We start from the raw sequence: 25,954 nt of genomic DNA, 5'->3' as shown, positions 1-25,954 counted from the left end.
GCTCTGTGACAGGGATATTTTTATCTGCAGGGCAGTAACAGCGGCCCCCGGCTGAGTGTCACCGTTTCCGGCAGGGTGAGTCTGCACTGCACCCGGCCATCCCAGGACACATTCAGGGTCCGGCGGTCTTCCCCGCTGAGACCTGTCAGGTAGGCCAGACCGCCATCTCCGACCATCCCCGCGGTTCTGCCGGTTTTCCCGGACACCACCAGGGCGCCAAACGGCGGACTTGCGCCATCAGCCAGCCGGATATGACCGAGCACCTGCTCCCCCTGGTTGGCGTCAATCTTCCGGTAGCCCACCGCGCCCTCCGTCAGCACCTGGCTGATGACGGAGCTGCTGACGTCCACGTCCTCCGGCAGGGCGGCCACATCAACCGAAATATCGCTGCGGCGATAGCTGCTGCCGGCGCTCACCACGCCCACCCCGAAGCGGTTGGTCACCCCGCTGTTGCCGTTCACCGGCACACCGGCCACGTCTCCGGTATCTATCATCATGCGGGGCTCATTCCCGGCCATCGACTGGCTGAAAGCGGCACCGTGGGCGGTGGCAGTCACCGAGCCGTACCAGCTCAGGCCCAGGCTGCGGTACTGTCCGGGCTGCAGGGTGGCGTCCGCTGCCGCTTGGCCCCACGGCAGACGGCTCTGCACGCTGCCGCTGAAGCTGCTGTTGCTGCCGGTGTCATAACGGTTATGACCGGCGCTGATGTTCCATGTAGTGTCCGGGTTATGGAAATCGCTGTAATTCACGGTCTGCTGCAGGCCGCCCCGGTTATCTTTCTGTACGCTGTAACTCACCTGGCGACTGTCTCCCCACGGGATACTGATGGTGGCGTAGACCTGGTTCTGGCTACCCCCGCCGGTGTACTGGTTACGGGCAAACGACACCGAGGCCGAGAGTCCCTGAAGGTCGCCGAGACTGAACACCTTGTTGAGGCTGAGCATGTAGTTATTGTTGGACTGTGCGTTCCAGTAATTGAGCCGGCTTACCGAGAGGGCCGCGCTCATGTTGAGTACCGGAACGGACTGGCTATAAGTCACGGTGTAGCTCTGTTTTTCATGCCATGCATCGCCGCCGTCAGTGGTCCGACGCTGCAGGTACTCCGGCATGGACAGAAAATGGCGGTCCGAGAAGCGGTATCCGACGAACGCCAGGGTACTGCCGGTTTTATCAAACGTTTTGGCATAGTTGATACGGTAGCTGTAACCGGACTGCTTCTGCCCATGCGGCAACCGCGCATCTGAGCGGGTGACGTCCGCAGACAGAGCGCCCAACAGCCCCATATTCTGGCCGATCCCGAGCGCCGCGGACTGGTAGTCGCCGGTGGAGGCAATGAGGCCGCCATACAGCGACGTGTTGTTAAATGCTCCCCAGGTGGCCTCCCCGAGCAGAAAGTCAGGGCTGACCGTGCTGTTGTTATGCGTCCCGCCGTACAGCGGACGTCCGGCGGCCACCTTATAGCGAACCTGTCCCTGGCGTGCCATAAAGGGGACGCTGGCCGTGTTGACCTGCCAGGTCCGGACGCTACCGTCGCTTTCCCGGACGCTGACATCCAGGTTGCCGCTGATATTCTGGCTCAGGTCGGGAAGCTCAAAAGGCCCCGGCGACACCCGGGTCTGGTACAGAATGCGACCATTCTGGCTGACGGTGACCTGTGCATTACTGTTCGCAATGCCGCTAATTTTCGGGGCATACCCCTGAAGAGAGGGCGGCAGCATGCGCTCATCGCTGGCCAAAGTGAGCCCGGCAAAGCGGAAGGAGTCAAAAATAGCGGAGCTGAGGTACGTCTGTCCGAGCGTCAGTTTTGAGCGCAGTGCTGGCAAGGCACGGAACAGATACGTCTGCGGCAGATAAAAATCGGACTGTGATGCGCCCTGCCCACTGTCAAAACGGCTGTACTGGTAATCGCTCCGCAATCGCCAGGCGCCGAGATTAAACCCGGCGGTGCCGTAGAGGCTGTAGCTGGTAGAGGTTTCCCCCTGCTGCGGCATATAGCGGTTGACCATCAGGCTGTAATCAAGCAGGCCGGCGGTGACGCCGTCGCTCCAGCGTGAAGGGGGCACCCAGTCCGGGTCCTGATAACGCATCCAGGCCTGGGGAATAATGAAGGTCAGACGCTGATTTTCAGCGCTGTACCGTACCTGACTGTCAGCGGAGCGCAGCTCAAGGCATTGCCCGTCCGGGATACCGGTAACGGGTTTCAGGCCATGAATAATCTTATCCTTAAGACCCAGCATGGCCACCATGTCTGTTGTCACACAGATGACGGCCGCGTCGAGTCCGGCAACCGGTACAACCCTGACCGGATACTGTTCCCGTACCGGCTGGTCATTGAGCCAGATATCGAGAATATAGTTACCGGGCGCCACATACCCCTCGCGGCTGAAGGCCGTGAGGTCCACGTTAGACAGGTTCCCGCTGTCCAGCAGGCTGGCATTGAACTCCGTGGCCTGCGACTTCAGGACGGAAAATGTCAGGGTAATCAGAATGGCAAGCCGGGTAATTTTCATGGCATGGCGCTTTCGTGTTGTCGTCCGTGTAACAGACAGCCCGCAGGCACAGTCAGATATAAAAGCCGTCCGATCCCCTCCGTGGACGGCTTCTCCCTGTCGTTATTTACCGCGTGAAATCACAGGTATTTCAGGGTGTAGGTGACGGATGCGTTAACATCGCCAGGAGTTGCGGCATCTGTCAGGGCTATCAGGCGGGCAAAGAAGTTGAGTTCGTTATTCCCGGCCTGCAGTTGCTGGGCGTCGCCATCCGGCATCGGGGTATTGGGTGTAATCAGTGAGGTGTTGTCACCTTTCAGAAGCTGCACACCAACATGCTGGGCACTGCCGGTGCTGACGTAAGCTTTACCTGAGGTATCTGCTGTGCCACTGAAAGAGACGGTTACTTTAGACATTTTCCCTGCGGAGCCGGCTATTGTAGTTTCATTCGGATCGAAGGCGCAGTTCTGCAGATGAATGGTGAACGGTTTTGAGTCCGTGGTTGCATTGGCGGTATTCAGTTTACGGTAAGAAATCTGTCCAAACGGAACGGTGATCGCATCGTCGCCCGGTGCGATATCACAGGGTGAGTTGGTGATGGTACCAGTGAAAAGAATTTTACCTGAGCCGAACGGGCCTGCTGTGGGTGTAGTATCGGCGGCAAATACAGAAGCACCATACATCATACCGGCAGCCGCCATGGCAAGTATTATTTTATTACGCATAGATAATATGTCCTTTGGGTGAATGAGAATTATTTTGCAAAGGCTGAAAACAACTCTGAGGGTATTAATGAAAGCGTTCAGAAAAGATTCGTATGAATAATAAACGCCTGGTGTTAAACGAAGCACCTGAACTTTCCATCGAAAAATATTGATTTCAGCTAATGCCTAATCAGTTGTAAGAAAATTCTTATTCAAATTAAAACAATAAAAATAGATCGATACGATCGATGATTATGATCGTAATTTAAGAATAATCATCAAAGAAATACTTTTTAATGTAATTATAAGCGGGTGAATACCTAACAGACAGATATTCGCAGCGGACATGAAATATTTTGTAATATATTATCTGGAATGTATGTTTTGCTTTTCCATTACACTGGATATTTACAAAACATAATACTAATCATATATAACAATGAAATTACTGGTAGCATAAAAAACTGGATATAATGCAAGTAAAAGGCATTTAATTCCAAAACATTAACTTAATAAATCATTATGAACCATCATAAGTGGAAGGAATAAAAAATAATAAATGAAATGATATTCTTCTGTATTTGTGATGGGCATCACAATAGATATAAATGCAGGTACCCTGACATTTCTGAACTTCGCGGATGAAATTTAAAAACAATGCCGACAGCAAAGAACAAACTGGTAATAGCTGTCAGACATAATGCTGCCTGCTGTAATGTATACAGCAGGCTGGGGGATATTAATGCGCGGCGTCGTGCTGCACGGAGTGCGTGGGTGATTCCTGAACTGACTGAGAGTCTACAACTATGCCATCCTGAGCTGATTTCAGTAACAGACCTGCCTGATAGTATTTTCCTTCGTTCATCAAGGAAAGCGCTGTGGTCACATCCTTACGGGTTTGCTGAAGAGGAATGAGTTCCTGATTTTCAATAACACTGACGCCTGCTAGTTTCAGGGCCTCTATAGTCCCTTTTTTATCTCCTTCTTTCATTTTCTGGTTTGCTTTATTAATAGCATCATTTTTCTGGCCCGCAGGGAGATAATCTTCTGCTACCGTAATCGATGAATTTATCCGAATATAGTGGTCTCCTTCAACTGGGGCTTTTTTATCTGATTTGACATACAGATTCCAGTCAGTGCTGTCATCGTTCAGGAGTTTTTCTGCTTGCGCAGCCAGTTGTTCCGCCTTTTGGGTGCGACCATTAAACAACTCGAATCGCGACATTCCGATATCACGCATGGCCTGCCAGGCCTGTCCGGATATCTTGTCATTATTCAGAGTAACGTTATCAGTCATGTTTGTTGCGGCCATAATATTTCCTGAAAACAGGATAACCATCAGCGCAACGCCTGGCATAATATGGCTTTTCATAATCCATCATCTCCACAAAGTAACATTTTTTATCGGATTATCCTATTCAGAACCGGTAACCCACGCCAAGATTAAAACCATTGCTATTAAGGCTTCCGCTGTTATGGGTAGCATCAAAATCCGCTCCCTCATAACCCAGAGTTATAGCGACACTACTGACCGGGGTATAAGCCACGCCAGCAGAATAACCATATCCGACCTTACTGTCAGACTCATTTATCCCGTGATCACGCTGATGCAATAATACGGGGCCCACTTGACTATACAGACTTAACTGGTTATTTATTTTCCATGAGGGGCCTGCAAGCAGGGAGTAATAACGGGTTGTTACACGACCATTACTGCTTTCATCGGAATAGCGCTGGCTTCCATTTAGCCATGCAAATGAGGTTGTCAGCCCCCAGTCCGGTGACATTTCATAGTTGTTTGCCAGCCGTACCCCACGCAACGTCCCGGCGTGATTAGTATGGGACTGGGCGTATCCAAGTGAAAATGTACTGGCATTATCGTCTGCCCATACCGGACTGGCTGCAGCAGACAGCAGAACAATACCGGTACTTCCGGCTAATAGCATTTTGTTCATCTTCTTCTCTCCGGTTATTTTACCTGATGCCTTACTGGCATGTATTAAGTTAAAATCTTTCCGTGATAACAAACTATAAATAAATCTTTTAAATTATGAGCACTGTTACGCCAGCAAATAACTTTATCTCCGGCTGTCGGGAGGCTATTCACGAAAATATATCCAGGCCAGAAACAGTATTTAATAATAAATAAACTGGAAAATAAAAACTGACAAAAATAGAAGTTCACTGATATATACCAAAAATAATTTGAGTTGCTGAAAGGCGGCAAGGGAGTGAGTCCCCGGGAGCATAGATAACGCTGTGACCGGGGAGAGCAACAAATCTGCCGGGAGCAGACTTGAACGTCGCATGCGACGGCCCGTCAGGGCGAGGCCCATGGATGGACTGAGTAATCCGTAGCTAACACATAAGCCACTTGAAGTATGAAGGGTATATAACGGGAAAGAAGGCCTATCGGCCTGGTAAATCAACGTCTGTGATTTAAGTTGCAGGAAACGGCTATGGAGAGGGGGATGCGGCAGTTATCGGGCAGTAACGGCATTGTTCAGTGAGTATCCAGGAAACAAAAAAAGAAGGGAGCGGTACTCCCTTCGTAAACATGTCAGAATACGACATTTTGGTACTCTTTTATTTATTATCTGGCCGTAAAAGTTATGCTGTTGGCAGATATCTCCAGTCAACATAAAAAAATACCACCAGCTAAAAATGTGATGCAAACCACCATTAAGCAGGTAACCAAATTGACTGTGCCACTAAATCCGGAAAAGAGTTTGAATCCGGGGATAACATCTGATGCAGAAATTAGCACCAGTCTTCGATTCGGATACCCGGAATGCGTTCAAATTCGCGGAGATTGTTTGTGACGACGACCAGTCCGCGGCTACCGGCATGGCCAGCAATCATCTGGTCATAAGGCCCGACAGGTGTTCCCTTGCGGGCCAGTTCGGCACGGATTTGACCGGTATGTATCGCTGCCTGTGTATCGTAATCCAAAACCTCAAGGCGGGAGATAAATCCCTCCACGACGGCAAGATTACGCTCCGGCGCCAGGCTTTTTTCAGCACCGTAAATCAGCTCCATTAAGGTGATGGAGCTGATACACATTCGGGATGTATTGAGGTTGAAGCGTTCTCTGATGTGTTCGGGCTTATTTTTGATGGTGAAAATACAGGTATTGGTATCAAGCATGAATTTCAGCATCAAAATCCTTCCCGTTCCTGTACTGCGGGTTGTTCTCTGGTACTCATAAAATCAGTACTGGCGCCTTCGCCATCGAACCAGCTGTCCCAGGATTCTCCGACTGGAGTAATGATTCTGCTTCTGCCAACCGCAATGATTTCGACATGTTTCACATCCTCCGGAAAGGATATCGATTTAGGCAATCTGACTGCCTGGGTCCGGTTACTAAAAAAAAGTGTTGTGTGCATAACTGCCTCCTTTCTGGATATACAACGCGTATATCCATTATGAGTAGAGGCGATGTATATGTCAAAGAGATATACAGGAAAAAATAATCCAGTCACATGACGCGCACTCCGCAGGGCATCCTTGTCCGACTCCGGCATTTCTGAATACATCCAATGAAGGAAATACCATGCAAACAATGCATAAAAAACATATGTGCCCATGGCTTCTGCCCGGTTTGCTCGGTCTGGCTCGGTGTGCGCCAGTACCGCATACTTACGCAGCCATCATTGAGGCAGGATTTTATCCGGAAGGTACAGATCTCCAGCTTGTTCTTAAGATAATTGAGACCGCGCGACAGGAAATCCGTCTGATGGACTATTCCTTCACCTCTTGGGAGGTGGTCCGGTTCGAACATTCAGTGAGTACAAAATTCTCCATGTCAAAGTGATCGTCAGCGACGACCGCCACACCGAGGTGGACGCGTCAGAATCGCTGATCGGACACGTCGCAATCTACACTCTGACTTATAAGCCAGCCTGAAGGGGCATGTTGGCTTTGACGATCAGGCAAAAAACAACGGCGAATAAAGTCGTATGATGATCTTCACATTTATCATCATCAGCGTTCATATTACTCAACCTGTAATCAACCTCTGGCGTTTTTCTGTATCCATCACAACCATTTCCGGTAAAGGTAAAAAAGGGATTTGAACCTTTCCGGAGATGATAATGAAGGTAAATGCATGGACAATTTTGCTTATGTCGGCGCATCTGACGGCCTGTGCCGTCCCTGGCACAGAAAAATATCAGACCAGCATGGACAGCGTTACGGCAGAAAAAATAAGCCGGATTATCCAGTCGGATGTCATTCCTTATAAAGGCGAAAACCATGGAGAAGTTATCAGCCGCGTATCGTCTGCTTTTCTCGGAACACCTTATCAGGCGGATACGCTCATCGGTGGGCCCGGCATCCCCGAAGTCCTTGTAGCGAATTTCAACGGCGTGGACTGCTTTACCCTGGCTGATTACGTTGAAGCCCTGGCCCGCAGCGATAATCAGAAATCGTTTCTGCATAATCTTGCCAGGACTCGCTACGCCGCGGGCAAAGTTGCTTATCTCAGCCGCCGGCACTTCTTCTCTGACTGGTTCGCCGCAGCACCGCGTAATGCACGGGATGTAACGCCGGATATCAGCCCTGATTATGTCGTTGTTGACAAGCAGCTTAACCATAAACCTGATGGCGGCGAGTACATTCCTGGTCTGGGCATCCATCCTCGTAAAATAAATTACATTCCCGGAAGAGCCATCAACCAGCAGGTCATGAACCACCTAAAAAACGGGGATTATATCGGTGTCTACTCCCCGCTTGACGGGCTGGACGTTTCACATGTGGGTATCGTAGTTCGCCATGATGAACAGGTGTGGTTCAGGAACGCCTCCTCATTGGCCGCAAACAGAAAAGTGGTGGACACACCGTTTATGGAATACATGCATTCCAGACCGGGCATCGTTGTGCTGCGGGCTGAATGATAAAGTCATTACCGGAGTCGCCAGCTGATAATAGCCGTCCGACATAGGTATTGAAACCCTGTGTACTGTGGGGCCGACACGGAAAATTGCTGTAAATTCGTGGATTTAGTAAATACTAGAAGATATTTGTCTGGAGCGGGCGAAGGGAATCGAACCCTCGTATAGAGCTTGGGAAGCTCTCGTTCTACCATTGAACTACGCCCGCTTTGAGATGCGTAAAGCATTATAAACCTTACGCTCTGGTTGGCAAGAGACTTACTGGCTGACTGGCGATTAATTCGCCGTCAGCACTTCGGTTTACTCCCCTGCGGCGGCAGATAACGCAGCGGATCGATGGCCGTCGCCCGGTAGCGAATCTGGAAGTGTAGTCTTACGGATGCGGCATCCGTGCTGCCCATCGTAGCGATTTTTTGCCCCGCTTTAACGCTTTGTCCATTATTAACCAGCATGGTGTCATTATGAGCGTAAGCCGTAATGTAATCTTCATTGTGCTTAATCATGATGAGATTGCCGTAACCGCGCAGCTGGTTCCCGACATAGACAACTTTACCCGCTCCCGCCGCATAAACAGGCGTTCCGCGCGCGCCCGCAATATCGATCCCCTTATTTCCGCCCTCCGCGGTGGAATAAGGTAAAATCACTTTACCGTTAGCAGGCCATACCCAACAACGCTGCCCCACCGGCGGCCAGGAGGATTTTGGCACCGAAGATGACGGTCTGACCGCAGCAGTTTTTGTTGCTGTTTTATTGCTGGTTTTGCGTGTTGAAGTGCTACTCTTTGCGCTGCCGCGCACTTTAATTCGCTGCCCCACCTCAATAGTATAAGGCGGAGAAATGCCATTCAGTCGGGCCAGTTCTTTCACGCTGGTTCCCGTAGCGCGCGATATACGATACAACGTATCGCCGCGCTTAACGGTATAGACGGAGCCGGAATACGTTCCTGAGCCGGAATTACTGGAACACCCCGCCAGCAGCAGCCCTGTGCATAACAGCACCGCAATACCCAGGCTATTTTTGTTCAGGCGTCCTGCGCTCAAAACCATTCCTCACTCTATTGACAGACGCCTTATGATAGCAGCCAAATGCCGTATGCCCAATCCATTGACGCCGGAAAGGGGCCGCGTGGATGATGATGCCGCGAATATCCGATATGCCAGCATAATATCGACTCACGGCACAATGGCGCTCGTCTGCGTTCTGTCAGGGCCTGTTTTGGTAATGCCTTTCTTTCTGTTATGCGCTACGCTGATCGTCTGAGTATATGGCCTGGCCATGCTGCCGGGTCATTTTAATTTTCAGGAGCTTTCATGACTGAGGAACATGTCGTTTTATTGGATGAGCAGGATAAGCCTTCCGGCACACTGGAAAAGTATGCGGCTCATACGCTTAATACGCCTTTGCATCTGGCTTTCTCCTGCTGGCTATTTAACGAAGATGGTCAGTTGCTGGTAACACGACGGTCGCTGAGCAAGAAAGCCTGGCCAGGCGTGTGGACGAATTCGGTTTGCGGTCATCCGCAACAAGGCGAAACCACCGAAGAGGCGATCATCCGCCGTTGTCGGTTCGAACTCGGCGTGGAAATTACCGATCTCACCCCCGTCTATCCGCACTTCAGCTATCGAGCGACAGATCCAAACGGTATTGTGGAAAATGAAGTCTGTCCGGTATTTGCCGCGCGGGCAACCAGTGTGTTACAGGTTAACAGCGAAGAGGTGATGGACTATCAGTGGAGCGAATTTAAAAGCGTATGGAAAAGCCTTCTCGCTACGCCGTGGGCATTTAGCCCGTGGATGGTCATGCAAGCGTCAGACGAACAAGCGCGTGAACGACTGCTCAATTACTGCCAGCGTTAAAGATTGCCTGATGGCGCTACGCCTGAACGAAGAGATGCCGGATGGCGGCTGATGCCCCATCCGGCAATTTACATCTTATTTCACCGGACGCATCGCCGGGAACAGAATAACGTCGCGAATCGTGTGGCTGTTAGTAAACAGCATCACCATACGGTCGATACCAATTCCCAGACCCGCTGTCGGCGGTAAACCGTGTTCCAGCGCCGTCACGTAGTCTTCGTCGTAGAACATGGCTTCGTCGTCGCCCGCCGCTTTTGCATTAACCTGATCCAGGAAACGCTGCGCCTGGTCTTCCGCATCGTTCAACTCGCTAAAGCCATTGCCGATTTCACGACCGCCGATAAAGAACTCGAAGCGGTCAGTGATTTCCGGGTTCACATCATTACGACGCGCCAGTGGAGACACTTCAGCCGGATATTCGGTGATGAAGGTCGGCTGAATCAGATGCGCTTCAGCGACTTCGTCAAAGATCTCGGTGACGATACGGCCCAGACCCCAGCTCTTCTCGACGTGAATGCCGATGCTTTCAGCAATCGCCTTCGCGGAATCGAAGTTGTCCAGATCAGCCATATCTGTTTCCGGACGATATTTCTTGATCGCTTCACGCATGGTCAGTTTTTCGAACGGCTTACCGAAGTCAAACACTTCATCACCGTACGGAACCTGGGTGGTGCCCAGAACATCCTGCGCCAGCGTACGGAACAGAGACTCCGTCAGCTCGATCAGGTCTTTGTAGTCCGCATACGCCATATAGAGTTCCATCATGGTGAACTCAGGATTATGGCGCACGGAGATGCCTTCGTTACGGAAGTTACGGTTAATTTCGAATACGCGTTCGAAGCCGCCAACCACCAGACGCTTGAGGTACAGTTCCGGCGCGATACGCAGGTACATGTCCAGATCCAGCGCGTTGTGATGGGTGATAAACGGACGGGCAGACGCGCCGCCTGGGATCACCTGCATCATCGGCGTTTCGACTTCCATAAAGCCGCGAGCAACCATAAACTGGCGAATACCGGCCAGGATCTTCGAACGGGTTTTGAAGGTGTTACGGGATTCATCGTTAGAGATGAGATCCAGATAACGCTGGCGATAGCGCGCTTCCTGGTCCTGCAGGCCGTGGAATTTATCCGGCAACGGACGCAGCGCTTTCGTCAGCAGGCGCAGTTCGGTGCAGTGGATAGACAGCTCGCCGGTTTTGGTTTTGAACAGCTTACCTTTCGCGCCGAGGATATCGCCAAGATCCCACTTCTTGAACTGCTCGTTGTAAACGCCTTCCGGCAGATCATCGCGCGCCACATACAGCTGAATGCGGCCGCCTACGTCTTGCAGGGTAACAAAAGAGGCTTTACCCATAATACGGCGAGTCATCATACGGCCCGCGACGGACACTTCAATATTCAGCGCTTCCAGTTCTTCAGCTTCTTTCGCGTCAAACTCTGCGTGCAGTTGGTCTGAGGTACGGTCACGACGGAAATCGTTCGGGAACGGGATACCCTGCTCACGCAGTGCAGCCAGCTTCTCGCGACGTGCCTTCATTTCATTGTTAAGATCGACTACCTCGTCAGCGCCCTGTGCGTTTTGTTCAGACATGTTGATTCCTCATAGCCCTGCTTTCAAACTTGCTTCGATAAATTGATCCAGACTACCGTCCAGTACCGCCTGTGTATTGCGGGTTTCCACCCCAGTACGCAGGTCTTTAATGCGGGAATCGTCCAGGACATAGGAACGAATCTGGCTTCCCCAGCCGATATCGGACTTAGTGTCTTCCATCGCCTGTTTTTCAGCGTTCTTTTTCTGCATCTCCAGTTCATAAAGCTTCGCTTTCATCTGCTTCATGGCCTGGTCTTTGTTTTTGTGCTGCGAACGGTCGTTCTGGCACTGCGTCACGATTCCGGTTGGAATATGGGTGATACGCACGGCGGATTCCGTACGGTTAACGTGCTGACCGCCTGCGCCAGACGCGCGATAGACGTCGATACGCAGATCCGCCGGGTTAATGTCGATATCGATATCGTCGTCCACTTCCGGGTACACAAACGCGGAGCTAAACGAGGTATGACGGCGACCGCCGGAGTCAAACGGGCTTTTACGCACCAGACGATGTACGCCGGTTTCAGTGCGCAGCCAGCCATAGGCATATTCGCCGGAGATTTTGATAGTCGCGGACTTAATACCGGCGACTTCCCCTTCCGATTCTTCAATGACTTCTGTCTTGAAGCCGCGCGCTTCCGCCCAACGCAGATACATACGCAGCAACATGCTGGCCCAGTCCTGCGCTTCAGTACCACCGGAACCGGCCTGAATATCGAGATAGCAATCGGCGCTATCGTACTCGCCGGAGAACATCCGGCGGAATTCCAACTGCGCCAACTTCTCTTCCAGCGTATTCAGTTCCGCGACGGCTTCGTTAAACGTCTCTTCGTCGTCAGCTTCTACCGCCAGTTCCAGCAGCCCGGAAACGTCGTCCAGCCCCTGAGTCATTTGATCAAGCGTATCGACGATCGCTTCGAGCGATGAACGCTCTTTTCCCAGCGCCTGCGCGCGCTCAGGTTCGTTCCAGACATCCGGCTGTTCCAGCTCGGCGTTTACTTCTTCCAGACGCTCTTTCTTAGCATCGTAGTCAAAGATACCCCCTAAGAACGTTGGTGCGTTCCGTGAGGTCCTGAATGCGGTTATTCACCGGGTTAATTTCAAACATGGTCTGATTTCTTTTATTTGACTTGTCAAAATGCGGTTATAAGGGCGAAATATTAGCGGATTTCGCCCCTTAATTACAGCGAAAGTGTTGTTAAATCGCCCCGATCATAGCGGCCAAATATCATCGATAATAATCTGTAAACTACGGTTGCCGCGAAACTCGTTAATGTCCAGTTTATAAGCCAGTTCTACCTCCCGCACGCCGTTATCCGGCCAACAGGTCGTATCAATATTAAATGCGATGCCATCCAACAGCGGGCCGCCGCCGACAGGCTCCACCATCACCTTGAGGTGACGCTCGCCCACCAGACGCTGCTGTAGCAGACGGAAACGACCATCGAATAACGGTTCCGGGAACATTTGCCCCCACGGTCCGGCATCCCGCAACAGTTGCGCCACTTCCATAGACATCTCCGCCGCGCTTAATGGACCATCGGAGATCACCTCGCCTTGCAACAGGGCAGGATCGAGCCATTCCGTCACCAGCTCGCCAAACCGTTGCTGAAACTGCTCGAATTTATGCTCTTCCAGCGACAATCCCGCCGCCATCGCATGACCGCCGAACTTGATCATCAGATCAGGGTAAAGGGTATCCAGCCTTTCCAGCGCATCGCGCATATGCAGCCCCTGAATCGAACGGCCTGAGCCTTTTAGCGTGCCGTCGCCCGCAGGCGCAAAGGCGATCACCGGGCGGTGAAAACGCTCTTTAATGCGCGACGCCAGAATTCCGACCACGCCCTGATGCCATTCAGGATGATACATCGCCAGACCGCCCGGAAGCGTTTCACTACTGCGCTCAAGCTTTTCGCACAGGATAAGCGCTTCCGCCTGCATCCCCTGCTCTATTTCTTTGCGCGTCTGGTTAAGCGCATCCAGCTCGCTGGCCAGAACACGCGCTTCGCCGAGGTTATCGCACAACAGTAACGCCACGCCAACGGACATATCATCCAGCCTGCCGGCGGCATTCAGGCGAGGCCCCAACGCGAAGCCTAAATCACTGGCGGCAAGCTGCTGCGGATCGCGATTCGATATCTCCAGCAACGCTTTAATTCCCGGACGGCATTTCCCGGCACGAATACGACTTAGCCCTTGCCAGGTCAGAATACGGTTGTTAGCGTCCAGCGGCACAACGTCTGCTACCGTACCCAACGCCACTAAATCCAGCAGCTCCGCCAGATTCGGCGGCGCGATGTTGCGCTCGTCGAACCATCCTTTGTCGCGCAAAAATGTTCGCAACGCCAGCATCAGGTAAAACGCCACGCCGACGCCCGCCAGCGACTTAGACGGGAATTCGCAGTCGCGCAGATTGGGATTAATAATCGCTTCGGCATCCGGCAACGTGTCGCCTGGCAGGTGGTGATCGGTCACGATCACCGGAATCCCCAACGTCTTTGCATGCGCTACGCCGGCGTGGGATGAAATGCCGTTGTCTACGGTGACGATAAGCTGCGCGCCGCGCGCCTTCGCCTGATCGACCACTTCCGGGCTTAAACCGTAGCCGTCTTCAAAGCGATTAGGCACCAGATAACTGATGTTGTCACATCCCAACGCACGCATTCCCAATACGCTTAGCGCAGTACTGGTCGCGCCGTCGGCGTCAAAATCGCCAACAACAATAATGCGGGTACCTTCGCGAAAGGCGTTGTAGAGGATCTCCACCGCGTTATCTATGCCGCTAAGCTGTTGCCAGGGCAGCATTCCTTTCACGCTGCGCTCCAGTTCGCGGGCGCTACGAACGCCCCGGCTGGCATATAAACGTCGTAGTAATGGAGGAAGATCGGCGGGGAGTTCCGCCGTCTCATCAGCCTCGCGCCGACGAAGTTGTCTCTGTTGTTTCACGCGTATTATTTACCACTGGTCTGTTTTTGATGCTCATCAAGAAACGCTTTCATCTCTTTCGGTCCCTGATAGCCAGGCACCACATAGCCGTTACTCAATACAATGGCTGGCGTACCGCTAACGCCCAACTGCACGCCCAACGCATAATGATCAGCAATGTTCACGTCACAGCTTGCCGGTTTCACGCCCTTACCTGCCATGGCGTCATCAAACGCTTTGTTTTTGTCTTTGGCGCACCAGATAGATTTCATATCCTGCTCCGCCTGGCTTTCCAGCCCCTGGCGCGGAAAAGCCAGATAACGTACCGTGATCCCCAGCGCGTTATAATCTTTCATCTCTTCATGTAGCTTATGACAATAGCCGCAGGTGATATCGGTAAAAACAGTAATGACATGTTTCTCATCCGGCGCTTTATAGACGATCATCTCTTTTTCCAGCGCATTTAGCTGGCTCATCAGCAGTTTGTTCGTCACGTTTACCGGATGCGCGCCGCTCACGTCATACATCGGCCCTTGAATAATATGTTTGCCGTCATCAGTGACGTACAGTACGCCGCTGTGAGTGAGGACGGTTTTCATCCCTGCCACTGGCGAGGCCTGAATTTCCGTACTCTGAACGCCCAGCTTAGCCAGCGACTGACGGATAGCCGCATCATCCGCATGGGCCACGCCTGAAAACACCGCCGCCAGTAAAGTGAACATCATAAAACGCTTTTTCATAAACTATCCTTTCCTGTCAGCACTCATGCCCGCGGATGGTGCTGTTGATGAAGTTGACGCAAACGCTCCGTTGCGACATGCGTATAAATTTGTGTCGTCGAAAGATCGCTATGCCCAAGTAGCATTTGTACAACGCGCAAGTCGGCGCCGTGATTCAGCAAATGCGTGGCGAAAGCGTGACGTAAAACATGCGGCGATAGTTTTTCGCTATCGATTCCAGCCAGTACCGCATAATGTTTAATACGGTGCCAGAAGGTCTGCCGCGTCATCTGCTGCGCACGCTGGCTGGGGAATAATACGTCAATCGATACGCCATTGAGTAACCATGGACGCCCATGCTCCAGATACGTTTCCAGCCAATATACCGCCTCTTCACCTAACGGCACCAACCGCTCTTTATTGCCTTTACCGATAACCCGCACCACGCCCTGCCGCAGACTGATATCGCTCATTGTCAGCCCCACCAGTTCCGACACGCGCAAACCGGTGGCATACAGCACTTCCAACATAGCTTTATCGCGCAGCTCCAAAGGTTGATCAATAAGCGGCGCCTGCAAGAGCCGTTCAACCTGCGCCTCGCTAAGATCTTTCGGTAAACGCTGCGGAAGCTTAGGCGAGGCCAACTGCGCGCTCGGATCATCCTCACGATACTTTTCACGGTACAGATGCTGGAAAAAGCGCCGCATAGCGCTTAACAGGCGTGCGGAGCTGGTCGCTTTGTATCCGCCCTCCACACGTTCAGCCAATAGCGTTTGTAAATCATCAGCCTGCGCCGTCGCAAGCGTTTTTCCGCGATGATGCAACCACGCAACGACCATCGATAAATCGCGACGATACGCGCTTAATGTATTTTCCGCCAGATTTCGTTCCAGCCACAGGGCATCCAGAAACTGCTCAATACGCGCTAAATCCTGTTCCATTCGCGCTCCCTACTTCACGCTTACTTTTGGTGCATTATGCCTCATTGTGCCGTGAATGCAGCGATTCTGTTACACTACCCGCAACGCTATAGCAGAATCGAGATGTAACGTAATGAACATGGGTCTTTTTTACGGTTCCAGCACGTGCTACACCGAGATGGCCGCAGAGAAAATTCGCGATATCCTCGGCCCGGAGCTGGTGACATTACATAACCTCAAGGATGACGCCCCCGCCTTAATGGAGCAGTACGACGTGCTCATTTTAGGCATCCCCACCTGGGATTTTGGTGAAATTCAGGAGGACTGGGAAGCCGTCTGGGAGCAACTGGACGATCTCAATCTGGAAGGCAAAATCGTTGCGCTTTACGGTATGGGCGACCAGCTCGGCTACGGTGAGTGGTTCCTGGATGCGCTGGGTATGTTGCATGACAAACTTGCCCTCAAAGGCGTTAAATTTGTCGGCTACTGGCCCACAGAAGGCTACGAATTTACCAGCAATAAACCGGTCATTGCGGATGGGCAACTGTTTGTCGGCCTGGCGCTGGATGAAACGAACCAGTACGATCTCAGCGATGAGCGTATACAGACCTGGTGTGAACAAATTCTCGGCGAAATGGCCGAACACTACGCCTGAAACCTTACTCGCTGTACTTCCCTCTCGACGGAACCGCGTTTACGCCGTTCCGTTAGTGTTGGCCTGATATCGGCTGCTGTAACAGTATCCGACGCAACTCACGCCATTCCGCTTCTTCCATGCTATCCGCCGCCAGCCATAAATGCTGATGACGTCCAGACTCTGCGCGTAAACGCAACACCATCCCGCTCTTCAGTAACCAGGGCGGACGCAAGAGCGTCCAGTCCTGCCCCTGCCAGCGTAAGCGCCCGTCCATGAGTAGCTTGATCTCTCCCTGGCAGGTATTAATCCTGCGCTGGCTACGTACACAGTCAAACACGACCAGCGACAGTAGTATCATCCATAACGGGGTATAACTCAGCGGCCAGGGCATCAATAAAATCACCGCGGCAACCAGCCCATGAATGAGCAATGAGATCCACTGAGCGCGCCATGAGACGCGTAAATCAGATTGCCACAGGACCACGTTCCCGATTCCGTGTCTGAATGAGTCGGACCATCTGTTCCAGTTCAGCGTCAGCCGGTTTACCGTGATTCATTAACCAGTTAAATAAATCCGGGTCATCACTCTGCAACAAACGGACAAAAATACGCTTTTCTTCATCACTTAAACTATCGTACTCATGTTCAAAAAACGGCATGATGGAAATATCAAGTTCGCGCATACCGCGACGACATGCCCAGTGAATACGTGCTTTATTGTGAATATCCATGTTCTTCCTGCCTCGCGAAAATGAAGTACCGGGCTATTGTAACGTGTTTTTGGCGTTGTTTTACGGGAATCTCAGTAATCTGGAACGCGATCGCGAAATAAAAGGCTGGGAATCAATATGTTCATCCATTTTGGATACCGCCTCGCAAAACGATCAATCCGCTCTCAATGGGCTATTTAAAGCACTTGCAATGACCGATGGCTCTTTTACCATTAACCATTATTGTTGCAGCTAACCAGGACATTATTTATGGCTTTTATCTCCTTTCCACCACGTCATCCTTCATCGTCAGCCCGCCTGCCGCTGACGCTGATCGCGCTTGACGACTGGGCGCTGTCGACCATTACCGGCGTAGACAGTGAAAAGTATATTCAGGGCCAGGTCACCGCTGACGTAAGCCAGATGACTGAACAGCAACACCTTCTCGCCGCCCACTGCGATGCTAAAGGTAAGATGTGGAGCACTCTGCGCCTGTTCCGTGAGCGCGACGGTTTCGCCTGGATTGAACGCCGTAGCGTGCTTGAAGCGCAATTAACGGAGCTGAAAAAGTACGCCGTATTTTCCAAAGTGGTCATCGCGCCGGATGACGAACGCGTATTGCTTGGCGTGGCCGGTTTTCAGGCCCGCGCGGCGCTGGCTAATGTCTTTAGCGAACTGCCCAATAGCGAAAATCAGGTGGTCAGAGACGGCGCCTCCACGCTGCTATGGTTTGAACATCCTGCGGAACGATTCCTGCTTGTCACCGATGTCGCGACGGCCAACATGTTAACGGAGAAGTTGCATGGCGAAGCCGAACTGAATAACAGCCAACAGTGGCGGGCGTTGGATATTGAAGCAGGCATTCCGGTGATTGACGCGGCGAACAGCGGTCAGTTTATCCCCCAGGCGACTAACCTACAGGCGCTGGGCGGCATCAGCTTCAAGAAAGGCTGCTACACCGGACAGGAGATGGTCGCACGGGCAAAATTCCGCGGCGCCAATAAACGCGCGCTTTGGTTGCTGGCGGGCAAAGCCAGCCGGGTACCGGAAGCAGGAGAAGATCTGGAGCTACAGATGGGCGAGAACTGGCGTCGTACCGGCGCTATTCTGGCGGCGACGCAGTTGGACGATGGTCAGTTACTGGTTCAGGCCGTCATGAATAACGATTTAGAAGCCGAAAGCGTCTTCCGCGTTCGCGACGATGCCAACACCCTGCATATCGTCCCGCTGCCCTACTCGCTGGAAGAGTGATATCACGTTAAAAGCCGGATAGCCTGATAGCGCAACGCCATCAGGCTCGCACGTGCTGTTCTCGTAGGCCGGATAAGGTGCGACAGCGCCGCCATCCGGCACGGGCATCCGGGAATTATGCCTGTCCCACATACAAATAGATGGCCAGGAAGTGGCACACGCTGCCACCCAGCACAAAGCCATGCCAGATGGCGTGGTTATAAGGTATGCGTTTGCAAACATAGAAAATTACGCCCAGCGAGTAAACGACGCCACCTACCGCCAGCAGCGTCACGCCGCCTATCGCCAGCTTAATCGCCAACTGATAAACCACTATCAGCGACAGCCAGCCCATTGCCAGATACGTAACCAGCGAAAGCACTTTAAATCGGTGCGCAATCGTCAACTTGAAGAGGATACCGAATAGCGCCAGGCTCCAGATCACAATCATTAGTCCGCGCGCCAGCGGCGAATCCAGACCTACCAGCAGAAATGGCGTATAGGTTCCGGCAATGAGCAGATAGATAGCGCAGTGATCAAATTTCTTTAACCAGATTTTTGCCCGCTGATGAGGAATGGCATGATAAAGCGTTGAGGCAAGAAAAAGCAGGATCATGCTCCCGCCATATAAACTGTAGCTGGCGATAGCCGTCATACCCGCATTCGCCTCTACCGCCTGAACCAACAACAGCACCAGGCCGACAATACCAAATACCAATCCAATGCCGTGGCTAATACTGTTGGCGATTTCCTCAGCCAGCGAATATCCCTGCGTCATTAATGGTTTTTGCACCATAACTTACTCCGGAGAAACGTTCATAACGATGAACTGCGCCTCTAGCGTAACTGAGAATGGTTCCAGTGAACACATGTTAGCTAAAATAAATTCGCAAAATTAAATTTTGTTTATTATTCAATAAGTTAATTACAAAAACTCAACTAACACGCGTTCATATTTATCAAAGGCATTTAAAATCAATCACATAAAATTGCGTCTGGTTGGGATAGATTTCAGCAATGACCCGTTTCAGCTCATCAAGCGACATATTTTCCTGTTGCGCATGTTTTTCGTTCAGCGTATCCAGCGTCACAGTTGACGTTCCTGTCACTTCGATTGTGCAAAAATAGCCATCATCTTCGAACCGCCCCACGCGTAGCACATCGCCTGCTTTAAAGTGGGACTCGGAGGCATCACGAATAGTGATGGTTTTACGCCCTGCCAGAATGTCATTCTGGAAACGTTGAAAGAAAGTAATGTCGTTTGGCTGCATGTGGTTATCCCCCTGAATATGGCCCCTTGAAGTGGATGTTACGATCTGAATGTGTTCTTGCTCCGACACGCGAGCATCCTGGAATTTTGCGTACGCTTTACATGCCACTTGGTGCAGAATGAATGATAACAGACTAAATAAATTGAGATTATGCAACAATGAGAAAACTCACCTTGCCAAAAGATTTTTTATGGGGCGGCGCGGTTGCTGCACACCAGGTTGAAGGCGGCTGGAATAAAGACGGTAAAGGCCCCAGCATCTGCGACGTGCTAACCGGCGGCGCACACGGCGTGCCACGCGAAATCACCCAGAATGTCGTTGCTGGCAAATACTATCCGAACCACGAGGCGGTGGATTTTTACGGACATTACAAAGAAGACATCCGTCTTTTCGCCGAAATGGGGTTCAAATGCTTCCGTACCTCTATTGCCTGGACGCGTATCTTCCCGAATGGCGACGAATCCCAGCCAAACGAGGCCGGTCTGAAATTCTACGACGACATGTTTGATGAGTTACTCAAATACAACATCGAACCGGTCATTACCCTTTCTCACTTTGAAATGCCATTACATCTGGTACAGCACTACGGCGGCTGGACCAATCGTAAAGTGGTTGATTTCTTTGTCCGTTTTGCTGAAGTCGTGTTTGAACGCTACAAACATAAGGTCAAATACTGGATGACCTTCAACGAAATTAACAACCAGCGAAACTGGCGCGCGCCGCTGTTTGGCTACTGCTGTTCCGGCGTGGTGTATACCGAGCATGAGAATCCAGAAGAAACCATGTATCAGGTCTTACATCATCAGTTTGTCGCCAGCGCGCTGGCGGTAAAAGCGGCACGTCGCATTAACCCACAGATGAAAGTTGGCTGTATGCTGGCGATGGTCGCGCTGTATCCTTTCTCCTGTAAACCAGAAGATGTGATGTTTGCTCAGGAGTCGATGCGTGAACGCTACGTCTTTACCGATGTGCAGCTGCGCGGCTATTACCCGTCCTATGTGTTGAACGAGTGGGAGCGCCGCGGATTTAACATCAAAATGGAAGATGGCGATCTTGAAGTGCTGCGCGAAGGCACCTGCGATTATCTTGGTTTCAGTTATTACATGACCAACGCGGTCAAAGCCGAAGGCGGTAGCGGCGATGCGATTTCCGGTTTTGAAGGCAGCGTACCGAACCCCTATGTTAAAGCATCTGACTGGGGCTGGCAGATTGACCCGGTGGGCCTGCGTTATTCATTGTGTGAACTGTACGAACGCTATCAAAAGCCGCTGTTTATTGTCGAAAACGGTTTTGGTGCTTACGACAAAGTAGAAGAAGATGGCAGCATCAACGACGACTACCGAATTGACTACCTGCGCGCCCATATTGAAGAGATGAAAAAAGCGGTGACTTACGATGGTGTCGACCTGATGGGCTACACGCCGTGGGGCTGCATCGACTGCGTGTCGTTCACCACCGGTCAGTACAGCAAGCGCTACGGCTTCATCTACGTGAACAAGCACGATGACGGTACGGGCGATATGTCGCGTTCGCGTAAGAAGAGCTTCAACTGGTACAAAGAGGTGATTGCCAGCAACGGCGAGAAGCTTTAACTCCTGCACGTTACCCGCCAGTCGGCGGGTAACACTTTGAACGAGTCTTACCAGGTCTTACCTATTTTAAATTCCCAGCGTACATCTTCCATTTTGGTTGGCGACTTCGCTTCCTGCATTACCGGGAAGAAGGCTCCGGCACCAAACCATAATTTCAGTGAATCGACGGCAATATTAAATGACGGACCAACAACCCATTCGGTAGTTCCAGAATGGTTATTAATTACGCTGCCATTAGACAGTTTTTTCGTTCCAGAGGCATTATTGCTGTAGGCACTTTCCAGACCAAGATCCAGCGGTAAATCGCTAAACATATACCGCACCTGGGTATTCCACTGGAATTCGTTACCTCGTTTCACGTCCTGGTTACCGCGCTCAAATGGTCCCTGATATACAAAACCCATATCCCCTTTAATGTTAGGAGTAAATAATTTTGTTAAAGTGAGTGTTACTCTTCCTCCCCAGGCGCTATTCCCAGGCAAATGATTATCTCCATCTTGCCCGGTGGGTAGTAATACTGCCCCACCTACCGTAACCCAAAACGGATCACCTCTTCGCTGGCTCATTAAAGCATAATTGACCCCCACCGATTGGTCGCCCATTCCCTCTATGTGCTCAGGAGACAGATTGTCTCGTTTGTTATTGATATAGGAACCCACAGTTGATAATTCCAGTCTGTCGGTCAAACCGTAACGAATCTTCAATAACCATATCTGGGAGTAAACATCCGGACTTCCATGCCCCTCGATTTGATGATCTTTATCGCGAAATGAGCTATTCATGGCGGTTAATAACTTTCCTTCCGGCAATACTGAACCACCAGAAATAGCGGTATTAACTGGTGCACCTAATAGATTACTGGGATTATTTTCTCCGTTAGCTGCCATTGCATTCATTAATAGAAAATATGTCATTAATGGCAGAAATATAAATCGTTTCATTATTCCCTCCAGGTATAAAAAACAAAGTGCTAAGTTAATAAATATTTACGTTATTTATGCTTATCTTTAATTTATAATTTAAATTAATAACTTGATGAATTTAATATACGGAAATTTTTGTAACTATATTGAGAGGTAAATAACGATTCCGGAGAGAAACTATTTGTAACCACATGTAAATATACCGTGTTATTTTTATTAAATAACAGCAAGGTAAAAATGATGCACAATGAATCATTAGACTCTAAAAAACCGGTAATTTAATTCTGGCTAATACACTGATACAAACGCCAGGTTGCCTGACAGGAGCCAACGATTTACTGTAATATATTGAATTAGTAACACTTTGTAGCCTGAATAAGGCGCTCACACTGCATCCGACACAAACAAAGCGCATTTTATTAACAAGCTGAAAAGGCGCCGAAGCGCCTTTAGAAGACAGTCGAATCAGTAAATTACTGGTAGTCGCTAATCGGTACGCAGGAGCAGAACAGGTTGCGGTCACCATAAACATCATCCAGACGTTTCACCGTCGGCCAGTATTTGTCTGCCACGCCTGCCGGGAATACGGCAACTTCACGGCTGTACGGATGCGCCCACTCGGCGACCAGTTCGCTCTGAATGTGCGGCGCGTTCACCAGCGGGTTATCTTCCAGCGGCCAGACACCCGCTTTCACCTGGTCAATCTCTGCGCGAATAGCCAGCATCGCATCGATAAAGCGATCCAGCTCGGCCTTACCTTCAGATTCCGTCGGCTCTACCATCAGCGTGCCCGCCACCGGGAACGACATGGTTGGCGCATGGAAACCATAGTCGATCAGACGCTTGGCAATATCCAGCTCGCTGATGCCGGTTTCTTCTTTCAATGGGCGAATATCAAGAATACATTCGTGCGCCACACGGCCATCGCGACCGGTATACAGTACCGGATAGGCATCTTTCAGACGGCTGGCAATGTAGTTAGCGTTAAGAATCGCGACCTGACTTGCCTGCTTCAGGCCTTCTGCGCCCATCATGCGGATGTACATCCAGCTGATTGGCAGAATGGAGGCGCTGCCGAACGGCGCCGCAGACACCGCGCCCTGACGGGTGAGCATCCCTTCAATTTGCACCACGCTATGACCCGGTACGAACGGTGCCAGATGCGCTTTCACGCCGATCGGTCCCATGCCTGGGCCACCGCCGCCGTGCGGAATGCAGAAAGTTTTATGCAGGTTAAGATGCGAAACGTCCGCGCCAATAAAGCCCGGTGAGGTAATGCCGACCTGAGCGTTCATGTTCGCGCCGTCAAGGTAAACCTGACCGCCGAACTGGTGCACAACTTCACACACCTCACGGATCGTTTCTTCATACACGCCGTGGGTGGACGGATAGGTCACCATGATGCAAGAAAGGTTCGCAGCATGTTGTTCTGCTTTTGCCCGCAGATCGTCCAGGTCGATGTTGCCGTTCTTATCACAGGCGACTACCACCACCTGCATTCCTGCCATATGTGCAGAAGCAGGGTTAGTGCCGTGAGCAGAGGCCGGAATCAGGCAGATATCGCGATGACCTTCGTTGCGGCTTTCGTGATAGTGACGAATCGCCAGCAGCCCCGCGTATTCCCCCTGTGCGCCGGAGTTAGGCTGCATACAGACGGCGTCGTACCCGGTGAGTTTCACCAGCCAGTCAGAAAGCTGGCTAATCATCTGATGATATCCTTCGGCCTGTTCCGGCGGGCAGAACGGATGCAGTTCAGCGAATTCCGGCCAGGTGATAGGAATCATCTCGGCGGCGGCGTTCAGCTTCATGGTGCAGGAACCCAGCGGGATCATCGCCTGGTTCAGCGCCAGATCTTTACGCTCCAGCGAGTGCATATAGCGCATCATCTCGGTTTCGCTGTGGTAACGGTTAAATACCGGATGCGTCAGAATCGCATCGTCACGCAGCATACTTTGCTGAATGGAACGGCTATCAAGCGCCACGTCTTTATCCAGTGTTTCAATGTTCAGACCGTGGCTGTCGCCCAGCAAAACATTGAACAACTGCGCCACATTCTCACGGGTGGTGGTTTCATCGAGCGTAATACCCACCGCGTTATGAATATCGCTGCGCAGATTGATCTCTGCCGCTTCCGCACGCGCCAGTACCGCAGCTTTATCAGCCACTTCCACACACAGGGTGTCGAAGTAGTGCGCATGACGCAGCTTTAAGCCTTTCTGTTGCAGACCTGCCGCCAGAATATCGGTCAGGCGGTGGATACGATTCGCAATGCGCTTCAGACCGACCGGACCATGATAAACGGCATACAGACTGGCGATGTTAGCCAGCAGTACCTGCGAGGTACAAATGTTGGAGTTCGCTTTCTCACGGCGGATATGCTGCTCGCGAGTCTGCATCGCCATGCGCAGTGCGGTATTGCCCGCCGCATCTTTTGAGACGCCGATAATACGGCCTGGCATGGAGCGTTTAAATTCGTCTTTGGCGGCAAAGAACGCCGCATGCGGGCCACCGTACCCCATCGGTACGCCGAAGCGTTGCGCAGAGCCGAAAACAATGTCCGCGCCCTGTTTGCCCGGAGCCGTCAGCAGCACCAGCGCCATAAAATCGGCGGCGACGCTGACCACAACTTTACGGGATTTCAGCTCAGTAATCAGTGCGCTGTAGTCGTGAATTTCGCCCGTGGTGCCTACCTGTTGTAACAGCACGCCAAACACATCCTGGTGATCCAGTGCTTTCGCCGCGTCATCCACAATGACGTCAAAGCCAAAGGTTTCGGCGCGAGTACGCACGACGTCCAGAGTTTGCGGATGGACATCAGAGGCGACAAAGAACCGGTTGGCATTTTTCAGTTTGCTGACGCGCTTTGCCATCGCCATCGCTTCAGCGGCGGCGGTCGCTTCATCCAGCAGCGAGGCGGAAGCCATGTCCAGCCCTGTCAGGTCCAGCGTCACCTGTTGGAAGTTGAGCAGCGCTTCCAGACGCCCCTGAGAGACTTCCGGCTGATAAGGAGTGTAGGCGGTGTACCAGCCTGGATTTTCCAGCATGTTGCGCAGGATAACCGGCGGTAGCTGCACGGCGGTGTAGCCCATGCCAATGTACGACGTGAAGCGCTTGTTACGCCCGGCGATGGCTTTTAATTCCGCCAGTGCGGCATATTCGGTTGCCGCCTCTCCAACCTGCGGCGGAGTCGCGAGCTGAATGTCTTTCGGCACAATCTGACCTGTCAGCGCGTTTAACGACTCGGCGCCAACCGCATTCAGCATCTCTTGTTGCTGTGCGGCGTCCGGTCCGATGTGGCGTTCAATGAAAGCGCCGCGGTTTTCAAGCTGGCTTAACGTCTGTGTCATGGGCGATGGTTCCTGAAACGTGCAGTGAATCGTGATTGTCTCTAACTCAATTGCCCGGTGGCGCTGACGCTTACCGGGCCTACGCGTGCGAAAACGAATACGCAAAATCATTCGCGTTGCAGTGAGTAGGCCGGATAAGCATTAGC

24 protein-coding genes and 1 tRNA gene are annotated in these 25,954 nt (G+C 51.6%); 6 read left to right on the top strand and 19 right to left on the bottom strand.

Features of this window, described 5'->3' with window-relative positions:
• Nucleotides 1-20 precede the first annotated feature (20 nt).
• The 6 genes from stdB to vapB all read right to left on the bottom strand — a co-directional run bounded on the left by stdB (nucleotide 21) and on the right by vapB (nucleotide 6,579).
• Nucleotides 21-2,510 carry a fimbrial outer membrane usher protein StdB gene (stdB, locus tag QEN31_RS04120; protein WP_000705483.1) on the bottom strand — a complete coding sequence of 830 codons (2,490 nt, stop codon included), beginning with the start codon at nucleotides 2,508-2,510 and terminating at the stop codon, nucleotides 21-23.
• Nucleotides 2,511-2,629: 119 nt separating this feature from the next.
• A complete protein-coding gene (locus QEN31_RS04115; protein ID WP_001244638.1) occupies nucleotides 2,630-3,214 on the bottom strand; it encodes a fimbrial protein in 585 nt (194 codons plus the stop codon).
• A gap of 718 nt (nucleotides 3,215-3,932) precedes the next feature.
• Nucleotides 3,933-4,565, bottom strand: coding sequence for a YfdX family protein (locus QEN31_RS04110; RefSeq protein ID WP_000835265.1), 633 nt, complete (start codon nucleotides 4,563-4,565; stop codon nucleotides 3,933-3,935).
• Between the two features lie 46 nt (nucleotides 4,566-4,611).
• Nucleotides 4,612-5,148: an STM3031 family outer membrane protein gene (locus QEN31_RS04105; protein WP_001038506.1), complete on the bottom strand. Its 537-nt coding sequence runs from the start codon at nucleotides 5,146-5,148 to the stop codon at nucleotides 4,612-4,614.
• Between the two features lie 805 nt (nucleotides 5,149-5,953).
• Entirely contained in the window at nucleotides 5,954-6,352 is a 399-nt protein-coding gene (vapC, locus tag QEN31_RS04100; RefSeq protein WP_000911336.1) for a tRNA(fMet)-specific endonuclease VapC, read from the bottom strand.
• Nucleotides 6,352-6,579 carry a toxin-antitoxin system antitoxin VapB gene (gene vapB / locus QEN31_RS04095; protein WP_000557549.1) on the bottom strand — a complete coding sequence of 76 codons (228 nt, stop codon included), beginning with the start codon at nucleotides 6,577-6,579 and terminating at the stop codon, nucleotides 6,352-6,354. The genes vapC and vapB overlap by 1 nt, the downstream gene beginning before the upstream one ends.
• A 176-nt stretch (nucleotides 6,580-6,755) precedes the next feature.
• Here vapB and QEN31_RS04090 point away from each other — a divergent pair, with 176 nt between their 5' ends.
• Both QEN31_RS04090 and QEN31_RS04085 read left to right on the top strand, forming a co-directional pair.
• Nucleotides 6,756-7,007 carry a hypothetical protein gene (locus QEN31_RS04090; RefSeq protein WP_001540858.1) on the top strand — a complete coding sequence of 84 codons (252 nt, stop codon included), beginning with the start codon at nucleotides 6,756-6,758 and terminating at the stop codon, nucleotides 7,005-7,007.
• Between the two features lie 274 nt (nucleotides 7,008-7,281).
• Nucleotides 7,282-8,088, top strand: a complete 807-nt coding sequence (locus tag QEN31_RS04085) for a DUF1460 domain-containing protein (RefSeq protein ID WP_010989071.1) — start codon at nucleotides 7,282-7,284, stop codon at nucleotides 8,086-8,088.
• Between the two features lie 131 nt (nucleotides 8,089-8,219).
• Here QEN31_RS04085 and QEN31_RS04080 read toward each other — a convergent pair.
• Together QEN31_RS04080 and actS are read right to left on the bottom strand one after the other, a co-directional pair.
• Nucleotides 8,220-8,293, bottom strand: a tRNA-Gly gene (locus tag QEN31_RS04080).
• A 79-nt stretch (nucleotides 8,294-8,372) separates the two neighbouring features.
• A complete protein-coding gene (gene actS, locus QEN31_RS04075) occupies nucleotides 8,373-9,131 on the bottom strand; it encodes an amidase activator ActS (protein ID WP_000244329.1) in 759 nt (252 codons plus the stop codon).
• A 264-nt stretch (nucleotides 9,132-9,395) separates the two neighbouring features.
• Here actS and idi point away from each other — a divergent pair, with 264 nt between their 5' ends.
• Nucleotides 9,396-9,941 (top strand): isopentenyl-diphosphate Delta-isomerase, encoded by a 546-nt coding sequence (gene idi, locus QEN31_RS04070; protein ID WP_000133994.1) that lies wholly within the window; start codon nucleotides 9,396-9,398, stop codon nucleotides 9,939-9,941.
• 75 nt (nucleotides 9,942-10,016) lie between these two features.
• Here the strand turns inward: idi and lysS are convergent, their stop codons facing one another.
• The 5 genes from lysS to xerD form a co-directional block, all read right to left on the bottom strand.
• A complete protein-coding gene (gene lysS, locus QEN31_RS04065) occupies nucleotides 10,017-11,534 on the bottom strand; it encodes a lysine--tRNA ligase (RefSeq protein WP_000003339.1) in 1,518 nt (505 codons plus the stop codon).
• Between the two features lie 9 nt (nucleotides 11,535-11,543).
• Nucleotides 11,544-12,642, bottom strand: a protein-coding gene (gene prfB, locus QEN31_RS04060) for a peptide chain release factor 2 (RefSeq protein ID WP_010989230.1) whose coding sequence is annotated in 2 segments (ribosomal slippage) — nucleotides 11,544-12,566 and nucleotides 12,568-12,642 — 1,098 coding nt in all. Because the reading frame shifts where the segments join, the coding sequence is not laid out codon by codon here.
• Between the two features lie 104 nt (nucleotides 12,643-12,746).
• Nucleotides 12,747-14,480, bottom strand: a complete 1,734-nt coding sequence (gene recJ, locus QEN31_RS04055) for a single-stranded-DNA-specific exonuclease RecJ (RefSeq protein ID WP_000813394.1) — start codon at nucleotides 14,478-14,480, stop codon at nucleotides 12,747-12,749.
• Between the two features lie 5 nt (nucleotides 14,481-14,485).
• Nucleotides 14,486-15,199: a bifunctional protein-disulfide isomerase/oxidoreductase DsbC gene (dsbC, locus tag QEN31_RS04050; RefSeq protein ID WP_000745625.1), complete on the bottom strand. Its 714-nt coding sequence runs from the start codon at nucleotides 15,197-15,199 to the stop codon at nucleotides 14,486-14,488.
• A gap of 23 nt (nucleotides 15,200-15,222) precedes the next feature.
• Nucleotides 15,223-16,119: a site-specific tyrosine recombinase XerD gene (gene xerD, locus QEN31_RS04045; protein ID WP_000434302.1), complete on the bottom strand. Its 897-nt coding sequence runs from the start codon at nucleotides 16,117-16,119 to the stop codon at nucleotides 15,223-15,225.
• 112 nt (nucleotides 16,120-16,231) lie between these two features.
• Here xerD and fldB point away from each other — a divergent pair, with 112 nt between their 5' ends.
• Nucleotides 16,232-16,753 carry a flavodoxin FldB gene (fldB, locus tag QEN31_RS04040; protein WP_001055885.1) on the top strand — a complete coding sequence of 174 codons (522 nt, stop codon included), beginning with the start codon at nucleotides 16,232-16,234 and terminating at the stop codon, nucleotides 16,751-16,753.
• Between the two features lie 52 nt (nucleotides 16,754-16,805).
• Here fldB and QEN31_RS04035 read toward each other — a convergent pair whose 3' ends face one another.
• Nucleotides 16,806-17,219, bottom strand: a complete 414-nt coding sequence (locus tag QEN31_RS04035; RefSeq protein ID WP_000244756.1) for a protein YgfX — start codon at nucleotides 17,217-17,219, stop codon at nucleotides 16,806-16,808.
• Complete coding sequence (gene sdhE, locus QEN31_RS04030; RefSeq protein ID WP_000351186.1) at nucleotides 17,200-17,466, bottom strand: FAD assembly factor SdhE; 267 nt, start codon at nucleotides 17,464-17,466, stop codon at nucleotides 17,200-17,202. Before sdhE ends, QEN31_RS04035 begins: the two co-directional genes overlap by 20 nt.
• A gap of 249 nt (nucleotides 17,467-17,715) precedes the next feature.
• Here sdhE and ygfZ point away from each other — a divergent pair, with 249 nt between their 5' ends.
• Complete coding sequence (gene ygfZ, locus QEN31_RS04025; protein ID WP_099949610.1) at nucleotides 17,716-18,696, top strand: tRNA-modifying protein YgfZ; 981 nt, start codon at nucleotides 17,716-17,718, stop codon at nucleotides 18,694-18,696.
• A gap of 115 nt (nucleotides 18,697-18,811) precedes the next feature.
• Here the strand turns inward: ygfZ and trhA are convergent, their stop codons facing one another.
• Nucleotides 18,812-19,471 (bottom strand): PAQR family membrane homeostasis protein TrhA, encoded by a 660-nt coding sequence (gene trhA / locus QEN31_RS04020; RefSeq protein ID WP_000250289.1) that lies wholly within the window; start codon nucleotides 19,469-19,471, stop codon nucleotides 18,812-18,814.
• Between the two features lie 163 nt (nucleotides 19,472-19,634).
• Complete coding sequence (gene yqfB / locus QEN31_RS04015; RefSeq protein ID WP_001182976.1) at nucleotides 19,635-19,946, bottom strand: N(4)-acetylcytidine aminohydrolase; 312 nt, start codon at nucleotides 19,944-19,946, stop codon at nucleotides 19,635-19,637.
• Between the two features lie 158 nt (nucleotides 19,947-20,104).
• Here yqfB and bglA point away from each other — a divergent pair, with 158 nt between their 5' ends.
• The gene (bglA, locus tag QEN31_RS04010) at nucleotides 20,105-21,538 is read left to right on the top strand and encodes a 6-phospho-beta-glucosidase BglA (RefSeq protein WP_001230141.1); all 1,434 of its coding nucleotides are present in this window, start codon (nucleotides 20,105-20,107) and stop codon (nucleotides 21,536-21,538) included.
• Between the two features lie 47 nt (nucleotides 21,539-21,585).
• Here the strand turns inward: bglA and QEN31_RS04005 are convergent, their stop codons facing one another.
• A complete protein-coding gene (locus tag QEN31_RS04005; RefSeq protein ID WP_000819369.1) occupies nucleotides 21,586-22,479 on the bottom strand; it encodes a transporter in 894 nt (297 codons plus the stop codon).
• Between the two features lie 455 nt (nucleotides 22,480-22,934).
• The gene (gene gcvP / locus QEN31_RS04000; protein WP_000194975.1) at nucleotides 22,935-25,808 is read right to left on the bottom strand and encodes an aminomethyl-transferring glycine dehydrogenase; all 2,874 of its coding nucleotides are present in this window, start codon (nucleotides 25,806-25,808) and stop codon (nucleotides 22,935-22,937) included.
• Nucleotides 25,809-25,954 lie beyond the last annotated feature (146 nt).

This window comes from Salmonella sp. SA15303 (assembly GCF_029962125.1).
Classification (GTDB): Bacteria; Pseudomonadota; Gammaproteobacteria; order Enterobacterales; family Enterobacteriaceae; genus Salmonella; species Salmonella enterica.
Note: the sequence above shows the minus strand (reverse complement) of the source record. Positions and strands in the feature narration are given on the sequence as shown.

Coding starts and splice junctions, on each gene's coding strand:
- stdB (WP_000705483.1), bottom strand. CDS start 2,510: ATGAAAATTACCCGGCTTGCCATTCTGATTACCCTGACATTTTCCGTC.
- QEN31_RS04115 (WP_001244638.1), bottom strand. CDS start 3,214: ATGCGTAATAAAATAATACTTGCCATGGCGGCTGCCGGTATGATGTAT.
- QEN31_RS04110 (WP_000835265.1), bottom strand. CDS start 4,565: ATGAAAAGCCATATTATGCCAGGCGTTGCGCTGATGGTTATCCTGTTT.
- QEN31_RS04105 (WP_001038506.1), bottom strand. CDS start 5,148: ATGAACAAAATGCTATTAGCCGGAAGTACCGGTATTGTTCTGCTGTCT.
- vapC (WP_000911336.1), bottom strand. CDS start 6,352: ATGCTGAAATTCATGCTTGATACCAATACCTGTATTTTCACCATCAAA.
- vapB (WP_000557549.1), bottom strand. CDS start 6,579: ATGCACACAACACTTTTTTTTAGTAACCGGACCCAGGCAGTCAGATTG.
- QEN31_RS04090 (WP_001540858.1), top strand. CDS start 6,756: ATGCATAAAAAACATATGTGCCCATGGCTTCTGCCCGGTTTGCTCGGT.
- QEN31_RS04085 (WP_010989071.1), top strand. CDS start 7,282: ATGATAATGAAGGTAAATGCATGGACAATTTTGCTTATGTCGGCGCAT.
- actS (WP_000244329.1), bottom strand. CDS start 9,131: ATGGTTTTGAGCGCAGGACGCCTGAACAAAAATAGCCTGGGTATTGCG.
- idi (WP_000133994.1), top strand. CDS start 9,396: ATGACTGAGGAACATGTCGTTTTATTGGATGAGCAGGATAAGCCTTCC.
- lysS (WP_000003339.1), bottom strand. CDS start 11,534: ATGTCTGAACAAAACGCACAGGGCGCTGACGAGGTAGTCGATCTTAAC.
- dsbC (WP_000745625.1), bottom strand. CDS start 15,199: ATGAAAAAGCGTTTTATGATGTTCACTTTACTGGCGGCGGTGTTTTCA.
- xerD (WP_000434302.1), bottom strand. CDS start 16,119: ATGGAACAGGATTTAGCGCGTATTGAGCAGTTTCTGGATGCCCTGTGG.
- fldB (WP_001055885.1), top strand. CDS start 16,232: ATGAACATGGGTCTTTTTTACGGTTCCAGCACGTGCTACACCGAGATG.
- sdhE (WP_000351186.1), bottom strand. CDS start 17,466: ATGGATATTCACAATAAAGCACGTATTCACTGGGCATGTCGTCGCGGT.
- ygfZ (WP_099949610.1), top strand. CDS start 17,716: ATGGCTTTTATCTCCTTTCCACCACGTCATCCTTCATCGTCAGCCCGC.
- trhA (WP_000250289.1), bottom strand. CDS start 19,471: ATGGTGCAAAAACCATTAATGACGCAGGGATATTCGCTGGCTGAGGAA.
- yqfB (WP_001182976.1), bottom strand. CDS start 19,946: ATGCAGCCAAACGACATTACTTTCTTTCAACGTTTCCAGAATGACATT.
- bglA (WP_001230141.1), top strand. CDS start 20,105: ATGAGAAAACTCACCTTGCCAAAAGATTTTTTATGGGGCGGCGCGGTT.
- QEN31_RS04005 (WP_000819369.1), bottom strand. CDS start 22,479: ATGAAACGATTTATATTTCTGCCATTAATGACATATTTTCTATTAATG.
- gcvP (WP_000194975.1), bottom strand. CDS start 25,808: ATGACACAGACGTTAAGCCAGCTTGAAAACCGCGGCGCTTTCATTGAA.